Annotated in this window: 15 protein-coding genes; 5 read left to right on the top strand and 10 right to left on the bottom strand. The window is 35.1% G+C overall.

Going from position 1 to position 14,961, the window contains the following annotated elements; all coding sequences use genetic code 11:
* Positions 1-23 precede the first annotated feature (23 nt).
* Positions 24-215: a hypothetical protein gene (locus tag JF259_RS09445; RefSeq protein WP_199115139.1), complete on the bottom strand. Its 192-nt coding sequence runs from the start codon at positions 213-215 to the stop codon at positions 24-26.
* Between the two features lie 45 nt (positions 216-260).
* The gene (locus tag JF259_RS09440; protein WP_199115067.1) at positions 261-698 is read right to left on the bottom strand and encodes a GNAT family N-acetyltransferase; all 438 of its coding nucleotides are present in this window, start codon (positions 696-698) and stop codon (positions 261-263) included.
* Between the two features lie 374 nt (positions 699-1,072).
* Between JF259_RS09440 and JF259_RS09435 the strand changes: the two genes are divergently transcribed.
* A complete protein-coding gene (locus tag JF259_RS09435; RefSeq protein WP_199115066.1) occupies positions 1,073-2,806 on the top strand; it encodes a M14 family metallopeptidase in 1,734 nt (577 codons plus the stop codon).
* Positions 2,807-3,168: 362 nt separating this feature from the next.
* Here JF259_RS09435 and yajC read toward each other — a convergent pair whose 3' ends face one another.
* The 3 genes from yajC to nusB all read right to left on the bottom strand — a co-directional run bounded on the left by yajC (position 3,169) and on the right by nusB (position 5,001).
* Positions 3,169-3,468, bottom strand: a complete 300-nt coding sequence (gene yajC / locus JF259_RS09430; RefSeq protein ID WP_199115065.1) for a preprotein translocase subunit YajC — start codon at positions 3,466-3,468, stop codon at positions 3,169-3,171.
* Positions 3,469-3,511: 43 nt separating this feature from the next.
* Positions 3,512-3,976 carry a DUF1573 domain-containing protein gene (locus JF259_RS09425; RefSeq protein WP_199115064.1) on the bottom strand — a complete coding sequence of 155 codons (465 nt, stop codon included), beginning with the start codon at positions 3,974-3,976 and terminating at the stop codon, positions 3,512-3,514.
* Positions 3,977-4,056: 80 nt separating this feature from the next.
* Positions 4,057-5,001, bottom strand: coding sequence for a transcription antitermination factor NusB (gene nusB, locus JF259_RS09420; RefSeq protein ID WP_233164200.1), 945 nt, complete (start codon positions 4,999-5,001; stop codon positions 4,057-4,059).
* A 585-nt stretch (positions 5,002-5,586) separates the two neighbouring features.
* Here nusB and JF259_RS09415 point away from each other — a divergent pair.
* Both JF259_RS09415 and JF259_RS09410 read left to right on the top strand, forming a co-directional pair.
* Entirely contained in the window at positions 5,587-7,353 is a 1,767-nt protein-coding gene (locus JF259_RS09415; RefSeq protein ID WP_199115063.1) for an ABC transporter ATP-binding protein, read from the top strand.
* Positions 7,354-7,509: 156 nt separating this feature from the next.
* Complete coding sequence (locus JF259_RS09410; RefSeq protein WP_199115062.1) at positions 7,510-7,908, top strand: PUR family DNA/RNA-binding protein; 399 nt, start codon at positions 7,510-7,512, stop codon at positions 7,906-7,908.
* A gap of 114 nt (positions 7,909-8,022) precedes the next feature.
* On the opposite strand, the gene JF259_RS09405 is transcribed toward JF259_RS09410, so the two are convergent.
* Positions 8,023-8,370, bottom strand: a complete 348-nt coding sequence (locus JF259_RS09405; RefSeq protein ID WP_199115137.1) for a tRNA-binding protein — start codon at positions 8,368-8,370, stop codon at positions 8,023-8,025.
* An 18-nt stretch (positions 8,371-8,388) separates the two neighbouring features.
* Here JF259_RS09405 and JF259_RS09400 point away from each other — a divergent pair.
* Together JF259_RS09400 and JF259_RS09395 are read left to right on the top strand one after the other, a co-directional pair.
* Positions 8,389-9,518 (top strand): IS3 family transposase gene (locus tag JF259_RS09400; RefSeq protein WP_199115061.1). Its coding sequence is split into 2 segments (ribosomal slippage): positions 8,389-8,650 and positions 8,650-9,518, totalling 1,131 coding nucleotides; the frame shifts between segments, so codons are not numbered across the junction.
* Positions 9,519-9,781: 263 nt separating this feature from the next.
* Positions 9,782-10,339 (top strand): thioredoxin family protein, encoded by a 558-nt coding sequence (locus JF259_RS09395; RefSeq protein ID WP_199115060.1) that lies wholly within the window; start codon positions 9,782-9,784, stop codon positions 10,337-10,339.
* Here JF259_RS09395 and JF259_RS09390 read toward each other — a convergent pair.
* The 4 genes from JF259_RS09390 to JF259_RS09375 all read right to left on the bottom strand — a co-directional run bounded on the left by JF259_RS09390 (position 10,336) and on the right by JF259_RS09375 (position 14,786).
* Positions 10,336-10,827 carry a GNAT family N-acetyltransferase gene (locus tag JF259_RS09390; protein ID WP_233164197.1) on the bottom strand — a complete coding sequence of 164 codons (492 nt, stop codon included), beginning with the start codon at positions 10,825-10,827 and terminating at the stop codon, positions 10,336-10,338. The genes JF259_RS09395 and JF259_RS09390 overlap by 4 nt on opposite strands.
* A gap of 3 nt (positions 10,828-10,830) precedes the next feature.
* Positions 10,831-11,376, bottom strand: coding sequence for a YfiT family bacillithiol transferase (locus tag JF259_RS09385; protein ID WP_199115059.1), 546 nt, complete (start codon positions 11,374-11,376; stop codon positions 10,831-10,833).
* A 59-nt stretch (positions 11,377-11,435) separates the two neighbouring features.
* Positions 11,436-12,368: a peptidylprolyl isomerase gene (locus tag JF259_RS09380; RefSeq protein WP_199115058.1), complete on the bottom strand. Its 933-nt coding sequence runs from the start codon at positions 12,366-12,368 to the stop codon at positions 11,436-11,438.
* A gap of 213 nt (positions 12,369-12,581) precedes the next feature.
* The gene (locus JF259_RS09375; RefSeq protein WP_199115057.1) at positions 12,582-14,786 is read right to left on the bottom strand and encodes a RecQ family ATP-dependent DNA helicase; all 2,205 of its coding nucleotides are present in this window, start codon (positions 14,784-14,786) and stop codon (positions 12,582-12,584) included.
* Positions 14,787-14,961 lie beyond the last annotated feature (175 nt).

Raw genomic sequence — 14,961 nt, 5'->3', positions numbered from 1 at the left:
TTTAGTTATTATTGTTTTAGATATTAAATAAATAGCATACAGTCTCTACATTCCTTTACTTCACCATAGTACGTTTCCCTATATTTATGTAATGTTTTAATTGGCCATCCAAACAAATACTTTTTAATGTAAGTAACCTTTGTTGTAAGCTCTCCCATTTTTATACTATATCGTTTTTCGTAAACTGTTTTTCTTTTTACTTTTAAAATTTTCATTTGCATTTTAATTTTTAATTATTCGCCTATGTTTTCAATCACGCATTAGCGTACTAAACGCATTTCTATGTTTCTTTTTTTAAATCCTTTTTCTTCGAACAGCCCCACAACAGGGTTATTTTTATTGATATATAATGTTATATCCCCCTTACAATATTTAAGGGTGTAATCTATTAAGGTTTTTGCTATACCATAACCTCTGTATGCCTTATTTACAGCTATGTACACCAATATGTTTTCTGGTATGTACTCATCCATTCCTGTTTTATTAACAACTACCGCTCCTAATATTTCACTTTGGTTCTCTATTGTAAAAACATAACCTCCCAATCCAGCTATATCTTTTATAGCATATTGTAAAGATTTTTTAATGGCACGCTTACTGTCTCTAAATTCTCCCGAATGTTCGTGCAAAAAATTAGTCAAACGGTTTATTTCAATAATAGATAGCTTAGAATAAGCATCAAAGGTTTTTATAGTCATACAAAAAAGATTCTACCTAGCCACATATTGTGGAGGCAGTACATTAAAAAATAAAAACAAGACAATAGAACACCTAATAAATAAGCGCCTAATATGGTTGTTTAAAATAAAGAATAGTAGCAACCCTTTCTATGTGGTTACTTCGGGTGAAGTTTTTAAAGGGCAGGAGGGATAAATTTATCCGATTGGATTCTAAAAACCAAAAAGTTAAAATCGTAAATTCTGTAGTTCTTCAAAACATTTAATCCTTTTCCCATAGGTGCAAATATACGAAAAGCATTAGTGGATAACAAGTTTCAAACAATCTTTGATATCTAGCACTTATTATTTGTACATGATCATTTTAATTGTAGATTTATCGAAAAAGTGAATATATGCGTATAATTATTATTGCCTTTGTACTTTTAGTATCTTGTAACCCATCCAATGAAAAACCATATTATAATTTTGAAACCCATTTCGAAAAATCCAACGGTGTCGAAACAGCAACTTACTACCAAACCATTCAATTTTATGAAGATTTAGCTAACGCCTACCCTGAAATTTCCATTCAAGCCATTGGCGAGACAGATTCGGGTAAACCATTACATTTAGTTACATTAAACCCTGATGGTGCTTTTGATTTCCATGAAATTAGAAAGAATAAACGCATTTTATTGATAAACAACGGCATCCACCCAGGTGAATCTGACGGTATAGATGCCACTATGATGCTTTTTAGAGACTTGGTAAATGGGCATATTACACCTCCCAAAAACACAGTTCTAACAACCATTCCTATTTACAATGTTGGAGGGGCTTTAAACCGGAACTCTACAACCCGTACCAATCAAAACGGACCAAAATCATATGGTTTTAGAGGCAACGCCAGAAACTACGATCTAAATCGAGATTTCATAAAATGTGATACCAAAAATGCAAAAGCATTTACAAGAATATTTCATTTAGTACAACCAGATGTTTTTATTGATACGCATGTGAGCAATGGTGCCGACTACCAATACACGCTTACACATTTATTTACCCAACATAATAAACTTAGCGGCAAATTAGGCGGTTATTTAAACGACAGCATGATGCCGAAACTAGAACAAAAATTAACTAAAAAACATTGGGATATTACGCCTTATGTAAATGTTTTCAATAATCTACCCGAAAAAGGCTTTTCCCAATTTATGGATTACCCAAGGTATTCAACTGGCTATACAACCTTATTTAACACCTTAGGCATGATGATTGAAACACACATGCTAAAGCCATACCCAAAAAGAGTTGAAGGCACTTACGAACTTTTAAAAAGTATGATTGAAATTACCGAAGAAGATGGTGAAAAAATTACTGCTATTAGAAAAGAAGCACCCTTAGAATTACACAAAAGCAAATACTACCCATTAGATTGGAAAATTGATACCACCAAAACGAGTACCGTGAATTTTAAAGGGTTTAAAGGCGAACGCATTCCTAGTGAGATTACAGGTAAAAATCGTCTTAAATTTTATAGAACACAACCGTTTACAAAAGACACGCCTTACCAAAACCACTTTATTCCGAGTCTTAAAGTAAAAACCCCTTCTGCTTATGTTATTCCCCAAGGCTGGCATAATGTAATCGACTTACTAAAACTAAATCAGGTTAAAATGACTCCTTTTAAAAAGGACACCACACTTACAGTTGAAAGCTATAAGATTCAATCATTTGAAACAAAAAAAGCACCTTATGAAGGTCATTACTCCCATTACAATACTGAAATAACAAAGGAAGAAAAAGAAATTACCTTCTCAAAAGGTGATTATATAATAAGTACCAAGCAATATGCCTTTAGGTATTTATTAGAGACCCTAGAACCGCAAGCTTTCGACTCCTTCTTTAATTGGAACTTCTTTGACACAATACTTCAGCAAAAAGAAGGATTCTCTCCTTATGTTTGGGAAGACAAGGCGTTAAAATTATTAAATGACAACCCAGGGTTAAAGGAAGCCTTTGAACACAGGAAAAAAGACTTAACTGAATTTAACAACAATTGGTATGCGCAATTAGACTGGCTACACAAACAAAGTGAACATTACGAAAAAGCACATTTGCAATACCCTGTTTACAGAGTTAACTAAAATTCCAAATAATCAGACTTTGATTTAGAGACTGTTTAAAATTCGTTTTTGAAATTTGTTATAGGTCATTTTTTTGCCAATTAAGGCTTTAAAACCGGAGTTTAGCAGCGCTAAATGAGGATTTTCATAACGAAAAGTGGTGAAAAAAGGGGCATAACAAAACCAAAAGGTGGAATTTAAACAGTCTCTTAGCTTTCAATTAATTTCTTTTAACTGTAAATAATTAGTTCTTTCAATATTGAGAATACACTATCGCATACCGCCCAAATTAAAAAGAGACTGCCTTTAGTCTAAGACAGTCTCATAATTTTTATGGATAATTAACCACAATTAAGCGGTCTTTAAACAGGAATAGCTGTTCTTTATTTTGTTACTGGAGTTGCATTTAGTTTGGCACTCAACTCCATTGAAAGTGCAGAGCGCTCAAACTTAACTTTACCCGACATGGTTTCGATAATACAACTACCATCTTTATCGTTTAATTCTAATATCTTGCCGTGCAGTCCACTTTTAGTGATTACTTTATCGCCCCGTTTTAACTCGGCGTTAAATTTTTTCTCTTTTTTAGCACGCTTCATTTGTGGTGCAATCATAAAGAAATACACTACTACAAACATTAATATAAATGGTAAAAAACTACCTATTCCTCCTCCTTCGGTCATTATTTTAAATATTATGCTGAATTTAATTGTTCAGCTGATTGTTTTACTTTGCTTTTGTTGGATCTGGTTTTACAAATGCCGTAATTTTTACAGTTTCTCTACCCTTTTCTGTATTAGCAGTAACAGTAATGGTCTTCGAAACTTTATTGGTTCCGCTGCCGTTAAATTTTACAGAAAACTGTCCTGACGCTCCTGGTGCAAGTGGTTCTCTGCTCCAATCTTTGGGCACTGTACAGCCACAAGAACTTTTTATATCGGTAATCACTAAAGGAGCTTCTCCTGTATTCTTATATTTAAAAACAGTTTCTACCGATGTTTTAGCTTCAATTTCTCCAAAATCATGCTCTGTTTTATCAAACTCGATAACAGGAAATTTAGATGCATTGGCATCTCTTACTGCTGCTTCAGCTACGTTATTTTCGTTAATCTTTTTTGAGGCATCTTCTTTACATGACGACACAAACGCCACTAAACAAAATACGCTTACTCCTAATATTATTTTTCTCATAATAGATCGTTTTAGTTTGGGTATAAAAATAGGAATTATTTAATCCATTAAAAAGTTTTATCAATTTCTTAACAAAAAACCTACATCAAGCCACGCCCTACTTTGTTTAAGGCACCTGCTTCGGCATATTCTTTCACTAGCTTATCCAGTATACCATTTATAAAAATACTGCTTTTAGGCGTAGAGTATTCCTTCGCTATTTCCAAATATTCATTGATGGTTACTTTTACAGGAATTGAAGGGAAAAACTTTAATTCACCAATAGCCATTTGTAACAAAACAAAATCGATACTTGCAATACGTTCAGAATCCCAATTTTGGGTTTTAAGCTCAATTTCTTTGTTTATGGCGGTTCTGTTTAATAGTGTTTTCTTAAATAAATCGATAGCGTACTGCTTGTCTTCTATATCCTTATATAATTTAGGTGTAAAATGATTTTCAGTTGTGCTTCTTTTTACCTTTCTTAATAATTTTAGAATGGTCGTATTCACCGTCGGCAAATCATCTAACCAAGTAAGGTTCTTATCTTCTATATAGTCGTAAAGCTTATCGTTTGGCGCTATTATCTCTTTAAACACATCTACAACAAACGTTTTATCTTCCTTAAAGTCAGATACTCTTGTTTGCATATACTCCTTATACAAATCACTGTTTACAATAGCCTTAAAGATCACATCAACATATTCGCTATCTAACTCCCAGTTATTTACACCATATGCTTCTAATTGATTCTTCAATTCTATATTATCTTGAAGTAGCTTAAAGACCTCGTTATTCACAAATTTTCTATTAGGGTCTTTATCTTCCTTAGTTGCTAAATGCTTGCGCTGTTTTTTCTGAAGATCACTTTCTGCACGTTTTTGAACTTCCAATAACAAGGAAATTATCAATAAGTACAAACTGTACATGTTATCTATACTAAACAATAAAAATTTCTGATCCTTGCTAAAATCATCACTTTCCCCGCCTTTAAAGGCATAAATGGTTTGCATTACTTTTACACGAATATGTCTTCTGTTTAGCATAATAACAATGAACTAAAATTAAAAAAGTAAAAACTTAGTTGTTTTTCAAGCTGCAAAAATAAAACTATTTTAAAAAATTATAATCAAAATATAAGCTTATTATTTCATCTGTTAATGTCTATTGTTTTTTAGTGGTCAGATGCGATGCCCAAATTACCATATACTCACGTGTTTTTATTTTGAAAATAGGAGTTCATGAATCTTCGATTTCGGTTGGGATTGCAACTTTTTGTTAATGGGCATTTCATAGCCCATCTTAACGTTTTGTTCTTAATCTAAAATGAAGTGGACCTAACACGAGAAAGGCACTTTTAAAATACAAAGAAACAAATAGGAACGAAATACAAGCAAACTACTTTGAGCAAGTCTACAATGCCGTTAATGGAGAAACCTTTTAGCCTTTAAACAAACCTTAGAGCATTTAAGTAGCAATTACGAGTAAATACAACCCTTTTTAGAAAATAGAAAAACCCTGAAGCACTCTAAAATCAATACTAGTATTACAATTCCCTTAACATTTATTAGCACGTATGTATTGTTTTAATCCTGTATCTTTGTTTTCTTAAATTAGTTCCACAATTATAAATGAAAGAATTACAACATTTAAACAAATACTTTTTTAAATACAAAACGTATCTTTTATTAGGGATCATTATCACCATTGTAGCTAGAATATTTTTACTTTTTACACCACGCCTTGTTCGTGAAATTTTTGTAATTGTAGAAAAGTATAAAGATGGCGGCGATTTTGGATCGAGTAGCATACAAGCCGAACTTGGAGAGATTATCTTTTACATTATTGGAGCCGCTTTTATTGCGGGTATCCTAACGTTTTTTATGAGACAAACCATTATTAATGTCTCCCGTTATATAGAATTCGATCTAAAAAATGAAGTCTACGAACATTATCAAAAGTTATCTTTAAACTTTTATAAAAAGAACAGAACTGGCGATTTAATGAACCGAATTAGTGAAGATGTTGGTCGTGTGCGTATGTACGCGGGTCCTGCCATTATGTACAGTATTAACACCGTAACACTATTTATTATAGCATTAATATATATGTTTAGTGAAGCGCCTAAGCTTACTCTTTATACTATTATGCCCTTACCAATTCTATCTGTGGCCATTTATAAATTAAGTAGGGAAATCCATAAACGCAGTACCATAGTACAAGAATACCTTTCAAAACTATCCACGTTTACACAAGAATCCTTTAGTGGTATTTCTGTTATAAAAGCATATGGCATTGAACCAGAAACATCCAAAAATTTTAATGCATTGGCTGCAGACAGTAAAGACAAGCACCTTAGCTTGGCTAGAGTACAAGCATTGTTTTTCCCAATGATGATACTACTTATTGGTGCCAGTAACCTATTAGTTATTTACATTGGCGGTATGCAATATATTAATGGTGAAATTGAAAGTTTGGGTACCATTGCCGAGTTTATTATTTATGTCAATATGCTTACTTGGCCAGTAGCAACAGTAGGTTGGGTTACTTCAATAGTACAACAGGCCGAAGCCTCCCAAAAACGAATTAACGAGTTTTTAAATATTGCCCCCGAAATAAAGAATACTGTTAATGTAGATACGAATATTGATGGCGATATTAGTTTCAATAACGTATCCTTTACCTACGACGACACCAACATACAAGCCTTAAAAAATGTTAGCTTTACCCTTAAACAAGGAGAAACCCTTGCTATTTTGGGAAAAACCGGATCGGGAAAATCCACCATACTGGATTTAATTGGACGTCTTTACGATATCGACGAAGGAACCATTACAATTAATGGGACAAAAATTAGCCAACACAATCTCACATCTTTAAGGAACGGTATTGGTTATGTACCACAAGATGCCTTTTTGTTTTCAGATACCATAAAGAATAATATTAAATTTGGAAAAGAAGATGCTACCGACGAAGACGTGATAAGTGCAGCTAAAAAAGCCCACGTTCACAAAAACATTATCAAATTCAACAATGGCTATGATACCGTTTTAGGCGAACGCGGGATAACACTTTCTGGCGGACAAAAACAGCGCGTTTCGATTGCCAGGGCCATTATAAAATCGCCTCAAATCTTATTATTTGATGATTGCCTATCGGCTGTTGACACCGAAACAGAGGAAAAAATACTAACAAACCTAAACAAGATATCGCAAAACAAAACAACCATTATTGTGAGCCATAGGGTCTCATCTGCTAAAAACGCCGATAAAATTATTGTACTCGATAATGGAGAAATTGTACAATCTGGCACACATGACACCCTCATAAATGCAGAAGGTTACTACAAACACCTGTATTTAAAACAACTAAGTGAATCTGAAGTTGACATGGATTAATAACGCGCAAAGGCGTATAGAATATACATTTATAGCCACTTTAAATTGCCTAAATAGCAACTTAAATAAAAGAATTTTCATAATTTGTTGGTTAATATGCTATTTTTTTAGATTTTTGAGGAACTTAATGACAATAGATAAATTTAAAATACAACTATGAACAATAATGATATGATGGAGAAAGAGGAGATATTTTCAAAAGTATTAAGAGCAGGAAGACGTACATATTTTTTTGATGTAAGAGCGACTAAAGCAGACGATTATTATCTTACCATTACGGAAAGTAAAAAATTTACTAATGACGATGGGTCTTTTCATTATAAAAAGCACAAGATATATATTTATAAAGAAGACTTCTCTGAATTTAAATCTATCCTAGCCGAAATGACCGATTATATTATCCAGGAAAAAGGCGATGAAGTTATTAGCGAACGTCATCAAAAGGACTTTAAAAAGGAATATGACCAAGATGGGTATAATAATGCAAACGCTAATAATGAAAATGCCCACAAACCAGCAGAAAGTTTTACTGATATAGATTTTGACGATATATAACCGACCCAAAATCAATGCAACCAACAAAAGCCGTTATCTTCTTGATAACGGCTTTTTTATTCATGTATATTTTATATTATCCTAGTACAAGCTTAAAAAAATGAAGACTTAGCCTTAAGAAACAGGTGTCCCATTTTTAACCCTATCTTCTGGGTTTAACAAAATAACATCTTTTCCATTAACTGCCCCCAATACCAAACAAGCACTCATAAAATTGGCTATTTGCTTTTTAGGGAAATTAACAATAGCTACTATTTGTCTATTTAATAATGCTTCTTTACTGTACAAAGTCGTTATTTGTGCCGATGTTTTTTTTACCCCTAAATCCCCAAAATCAATCGTTAGCTGGTAAGCAGGTTTTCTGGCTTTAGGAAAGTCATTTACATCTATTATAGTTCCTACCCGAAGGTCTACTTGTAAGCTCCCCTTAAAACCGAACTGTTTAAAAGTGTAAAAAAATATTAACTTTAAACAGTAATTATGAGAAAAAGTAAATTCAGTCCGCAGCAAATAGCCAAGATTTTAAAAGAGTTCGATAACGGGAAAAGTGTCGAACAGATAACCCGTGAACACGGGGTAAGCACTTCTGCCTTCTATAAATGGCGTGAGCGCTACGCTGGCATGAACGGTAAAGAACTCAAGCGCATCAAAGAGTTGGAGGAAGAAAACCGCAAACTCAAACAGATGTATGCCAATCTGGCCCTGGACCACCAAATGGCCAAAGAGATCATCGAAAAAAAGCTTTAAGGCCCTACCGTAAACGAGTAATAGCCCAAGAACTTATTCACTACGGTATCAGTAGGGCGTGCCGTGTTTTAAATATGAGTAAGAGCGTTTATTATTACACGCCATTGCCTAAAGAGGATAAAGAGATAGAGCGAGCATTGCTCCAAAAGGCAGAAGAACATCCAGAAGAAGGGTTTTGGAAGGCTTTTGACCGCTTAAAGGATGAAGGCAAGCCTTGGAACCACAAACGCGTTCACCGCGTATACAAAGCATTGGGATTACCGTTAAGGCGCAAAGCCAAGAAACGTTTACCGGCAAGAACAAAAGAACCTTTAGATGTTCCGCAAGCTCTTAATCATACTTGGAGCATGGATTTTGTAACGGATGTACTTGAAAACAAAAGACGTTTTAGAGCTTTCAATGTTATTGATGACTATAACAGGGAGGCCCTGCATATAGAAATAGATTTTTCCTTGACCAGCAACCGTATCGTTTGGGTTCTGAACCATTTAGTGAACAAAAGGGGCAAGCCCCAAAAGATACGCATGGACAATGGGCCTGAGTTCATAGCAAATATCACATCTGTGTGGAGTGAAATCCACGGCATAACGTTTCAATACATACAGCCTGGAAAGCCAACCCAAAATGCCTTTATAGAACGCTTTAATGGTTCTTTCAGGAGGGGCGTACTCAATCGATATATTTTTGAGAGCATTGACCAAGTCCGAGAACAAACCCAATTATGGATGCACGATTACAACCATTATAGGCCACATGATACATTGGGGAAAATGTCCCCGATAAAATATGCAGAAGTCAATTGTAATGGAGCTAGCTCCATTACAATTAAAAACAATAACTTTGTTGAAATTTTAGAAAATTAGACAGTTCTAATATGGGTGAGCCTACATACTTTAGTAAAATCTTCAAAAGATATTAAATCATTCATTTTTCAAAAATATAAATAATCACGAACTTTGCTAAAACAACATGGGTTCGACGTAATCCAACCGATATTCAAAAACTTATTTTCGATACTATTTTCTTCGAAAAATCACTCAAATTGACAGTTTTTGAATGGAAATTATGTCAGGTTGAGCGAAGTCAAATGATTTCCTTATATCGAACTTTGCTAAAATAATTTATTATGGCTCGTACTCCATCAAATATGTTGCCTCTGGGCACTATAGCTCCACCTTTCAAATTACCGGACACGGTAAGCGGCTCATTAATGTCCCTTGAATCCCTTAAAGGCAAACATGGCACTGTTATTATGTTTATTTGTAACCATTGTCCTTTTGTTATTCATGTTAATAAGGAATTGGTTGCAATTGCAAATAGCTATACAAAAAAAGGCATTCGCTTTATTGCCATTTCCAGCAACGACGTGAACCATTATCCCCAAGATGGTCCCGACAAAATGAAACAGCATGCGATAGCCGAAGGTTACCCTTTTCCATACCTGTACGATGAAAGCCAAGAAGTAGCAAAGGCCTACGACGCTGCTTGTACGCCTGACCTTTATGTATTTGACGCGAACTTAAAACTACGTTACAGGGGACAATTGGATGCATCAAGACCGGGTAACGGTATTCCGGTTACTGGTTCCGATTTAAGGCATGCATTGGACTGCTTATTAAAAGGAGAAGCCAACACAAGACCACAAAAGCCAAGTATTGGTTGTAATATAAAATGGAAACCTTAATCTAACTGTAATTGCCAAAAACCAACATCCAACCACTTGCCAAACTTTAAGCCCACTGCTTTAAAATGGGCTACCTTCTCAAAACCAAATTTTTCATGAAGCTTCACACTGGCCTCATTGGGTAGTGTTAAACTACCTAAAACCACATGGTAGTTACCTTGCCTTAATAAACGTAACAGCTCTGTATATAACTTAGAGCCTACCTGTTTACCCTGCGCATCTTGTCTAACATATACAGTAGACTCTACCGTGAAATTGTAAGCAGGTTTTTCGCGCCATTTACTGGCGTAAGCATAACCTAAAATTCTATCATTATCTTCAAAAACAATAAAGGGATAAGCTGCTGAGATGGCATGTACTTTTTCTTCGAACTCGGACAATGCAAAGGGCTTTAAATCAAACGTCACAATAGAATTTACAACGTAATAATTATAAATTCCCAAAAGCTGATCGCTATCCTCTGTACGTACAGGTCTAATCAACTCCATAATTTAAAGCCAATTATTACGCTTTAGTAAATTTTCAATATGTGCATAATGGTGATTGCTATGCCAAGCATAAACACCAATGTTTCTATTAAGTGGCACTTCCGTATTGGTTTCGGGGTGAATAAAACGCCTGCTCAAATCGTCTTCAGACAAATGCTTGAGCAAATACACCAATTTATAATGAATGACTTTTAAATGTAATAGCGACATAGTAATAGGTGCCTGTTTTGCATCTGGGAGTTCAGCCCACCGTTCTTCATAATAAGGTTTTATTACCGGTATATCCTCTGTTAATGTCCATTTAAAACGAATATAACTATTAAGGTGGCTGTCGGCTAAATGATGTACCACTTGCCGTACCGTCCAACCCTCAGGACGATATACAGTATCCAACTGTTCGTCCGTTAAATTACCTACAAGAGATTCCAACCTTTCTGGAAAATGTTCTAAAATAGCAATCCAATCCTTCACTTGGTTAGCTGTTATAGTGGTAGGGCATTCAAATTTACCAATGGGATACCTTAAATGTTCAAGTTCTAAGTTTGTCATGTATAAATATAAAAAAAGCACTTCAATCGAAGTGCTTTAGTTTATATAAAATGAACTGTTTATTTTACGTCCATCAATTCAACATCAAAGATTAGTGTTGCATCCGGCGGTATAACACCTCCGGCACCACGACTACCATATCCTAAACTACTAGGAATAACCAAACGTGCTTTATCGCCTACTTTCAGTAATTGGATACCTTCATCCCATCCAGAAATAACCTGCCCCATTCCTAAAGGAAAATCAATTGGTTGGTTGCGCTTGTATGAAGAATCGAATACCGTACCATCTGTTAATTGACCTTTATAATGTACCGATACGGTCTTTCCTTTTTCAGCTTTAGTTCCATTACCTTCTTGTATAATTTGGTAACGTAAACCACTATCCGTTTTGCTAAAACCAGCAGCTATTTTATCCAATTCAGCTTCTGCCTCTGCTTTAGCTTCTGCTAATCTTTTTTCTCTTGAACCTTCAAAAGTCCTAAACGCTTCAATAGCATTGTAAGCTTCAGCGTTAGTACCAACTCTTACTATCTCTATACTTTCAATAACATCACCTTGTCCTATAGCATCCACAACATCCTGACCTTCAGTAACACGTCCAAAGACGGTATGGTTATTATCTAACCATGGTGTTGCTACATGTGTGATAAAAAATTGACTTCCGTTGGTTCCTGGCCCAGCATTTGCCATAGATAATACACCAGGGCCATCATGCTTCAAATCAGGATGAAACTCATCGTCAAACTGATATCCTGGGTTTCCACTCCCTGTTCCCTGCGGACATCCACCTTGAATCATAAAATCAGGAATTACCCTATGAAATTTCAAACCATTGTAATAGGGTGTCCCTTGGGGTTTTGCTGAATTTTCTAAATTTCCTTCGGCCAAAGCAACAAAGTTACCTACCGTTCCTGGCGTTTTTTCATATTCTAAAGAAACGATAATTTCTCCTTTAGCTGTATTAAATTTTGCGTATAATCCGTCTTGCATAATGCTCTATTTTTTAAGAAAGTGCAAAGATAAGAAAGTCTATTAGAAGTTTGAAGCCCAGAGCAAGAAGTTTAAAGTATACCCCCAAGAGACCAACCCCAAAAATACGCTAGCCTACCACTGTATACTTTTTATTTTAAGATTGTAAAACTGAGTACCGAACACTGCATACCGAACACTGTATACTGAACACTGTATACTGAACACTGAACACTAATTCGCCACTTCACTAATAAATTTGATACGATACAGTCGAAGCTCCTCGTCATCATAATCACCATCAAATTCATCGATTGCAACATCTATACTATCTGAATCCGAATCCATAAAATAATCATGGATTTCTTCTTGTTGGTCTTCATCCAGTATTTCATCAATCCAATAACTAATATTCAGTTTTGTTCCGGAATAGACAATGGCTTCCATTTCTTTTATAAAATCCTTCATTTCCATTCCTTTCGAATCTGCAATATCATCTAGAGGCAATTTCCTGTCTATATTTTGAATGATATATAGTTTGAGTGCAGAATTACTTCCCGTAGACTTAACAACCAAATCATCAGGACGAATAATATCGTGTTCCTCTACATATTTTGCTATCAATTCCACAAAATCCTTTCCGTACTTTTTAGCTTTTCCATCGCCAACACCATGAACATTGGCTAGTTCTCCCATACTTATAGGATACTTAAGCGCCATATCTTCTAACGATGGATCCTGGAAAATCACAAATGGAGGTACTCCTAACTTTTTGGCGTTCTTCTTACGCAAATCCTTAAGCAAATTCATTAACAGTTGGTCGGCTACAGCCCCACCTCCTTTAGCAGACGTTACAATTGCCCCATCATCTTGTCCGTTTTCATAAACATGATCTTCGGTCATCATAAAAGATTCCGGTTTACCTATAAAATCAAGCCCTTCTTTGGTTAATTTAATAACCCCATAGGTTTCTATATCTTTTTTAAGGTAACCAGCTACCAAAACCTGTCTTAACAAAGCCATCCAATATTTTTTGTCCTGGTGCTTACCTAAACCAAAAAATGGCTGTTCATTTGTTTTGTGTGAATTTATGAGCGCATTTTCTTTACCCGTTATAACATTTACTAGATCCTTCGATTTATATTTTTCTTTTGTTTTCTTAATGGTTTCCAACAACAACTTTACATCATCTTTAGCTTCATGTTTCTTCTTTGGATGCCTCACATTATCATCCATGTCGCCCCCTTCGCCCGTTTCATTGTCGAACTCCTCTCCAAAATAGTGTAAAATAAACTTTCTTCTGGATATGGAAGTCTCTGCAAAAGCAACCATTTCTTGTAATAAAGCATGTCCTATTTCCTGTTCGGCTACTGGTTTTCCAGACATAAACTTCTCCAGTTTTTCGATGTCTTTATAAGAATAAAAAGCCAAACAATGGCCTTCTCCGCCATCGCGACCAGCACGACCTGTCTCCTGATAATAACTTTCAATACTCTTGGGTATGTCATGATGGATTACAAAACGTACATCTGGCTTATCGATTCCCATTCCAAAAGCAATAGTAGCCACAACCACATCGACATCTTCCATTAAAAACTTATCTTGGTAACTTGATCTGGACTTGGCGTCTAAACCAGCATGATAAGGCACCGCTTTTATACCGTTAACCTGGAGTACCTGAGCCAGTTCTTCAACACGTTTTCTGCTCAAACAATATACAATCCCCGATTTTCCTTCATGCTGTTTGACAAACCGTATAATATCGGCGTCTACGTTTTTTGTTTTCGGCCGCACTTCATAATATAAATTAGGGCGGTTAAAAGAAGCCTTAAAGGTTCTTGCATTACCTATACCTAAATTCTTAATAATATCTTCTTGCACCTTTGGAGTAGCCGTTGCCGTTAAACCTATAATGGGAATATTATCTCCAATACGGCCAATGATATGGCGTAAGTTTCTGTATTCTGGTCTAAAATCATGTCCCCATTCACTAATACAATGCGCTTCATCAATAGCCATAAAAGACACCTTTACCGATCGTAAGAACTCTACATTCTCTTCTTTGGTAAGCGATTCGGGAGCCACATACAACAATTTTGTAACACCATTAACAATATCTTCCTTAACGCGCTTAACTTCTGTTTTATTTAACGAAGAGTTTAACACATGGGCTATTCCTTCTTCATTAGAAACACCCCTTATAGCATCTACTTGATTCTTCATTAAAGCAATTAAAGGTGATACCACTATGGCCGTACCCTCTTGCATTAAAGCAGGTAATTGATAGCATAACGATTTCCCCCCTCCTGTTGGCATAATCACAAAAGTGTGATTTCCCGATATAATACTTTCTACTACATCCTCTTGAAGCCCTTTGAACTTATTAAACCCAAAGTATTTTTTTAGTGCTGAATGCAGGTCACTTTTTGCTATTAACATGAATTGTATAAAAAATTAATTTACTTATTAAAAACACAACAAATATTCAACATTCTATTAATTATTTTAGCTGTGTAATTAGAGAGCCCTCATTTTTTTTTCGTTAGTTTTGTAACGAATTTTCAAATTACACATGTGTGCAATTTGAGCAAGACTAAAGGTAACAAAATCTTTA

Origin of the sequence: Snuella sedimenti (assembly GCF_016428595.1) — a bacterium.
Classification (GTDB): Bacteria; Bacteroidota; Bacteroidia; order Flavobacteriales; family Flavobacteriaceae; genus Snuella; species Snuella sedimenti.
The sequence above is the reverse complement of the archived record's forward strand: the minus strand, read 5'-3'. Positions and strand labels throughout refer to the sequence as shown.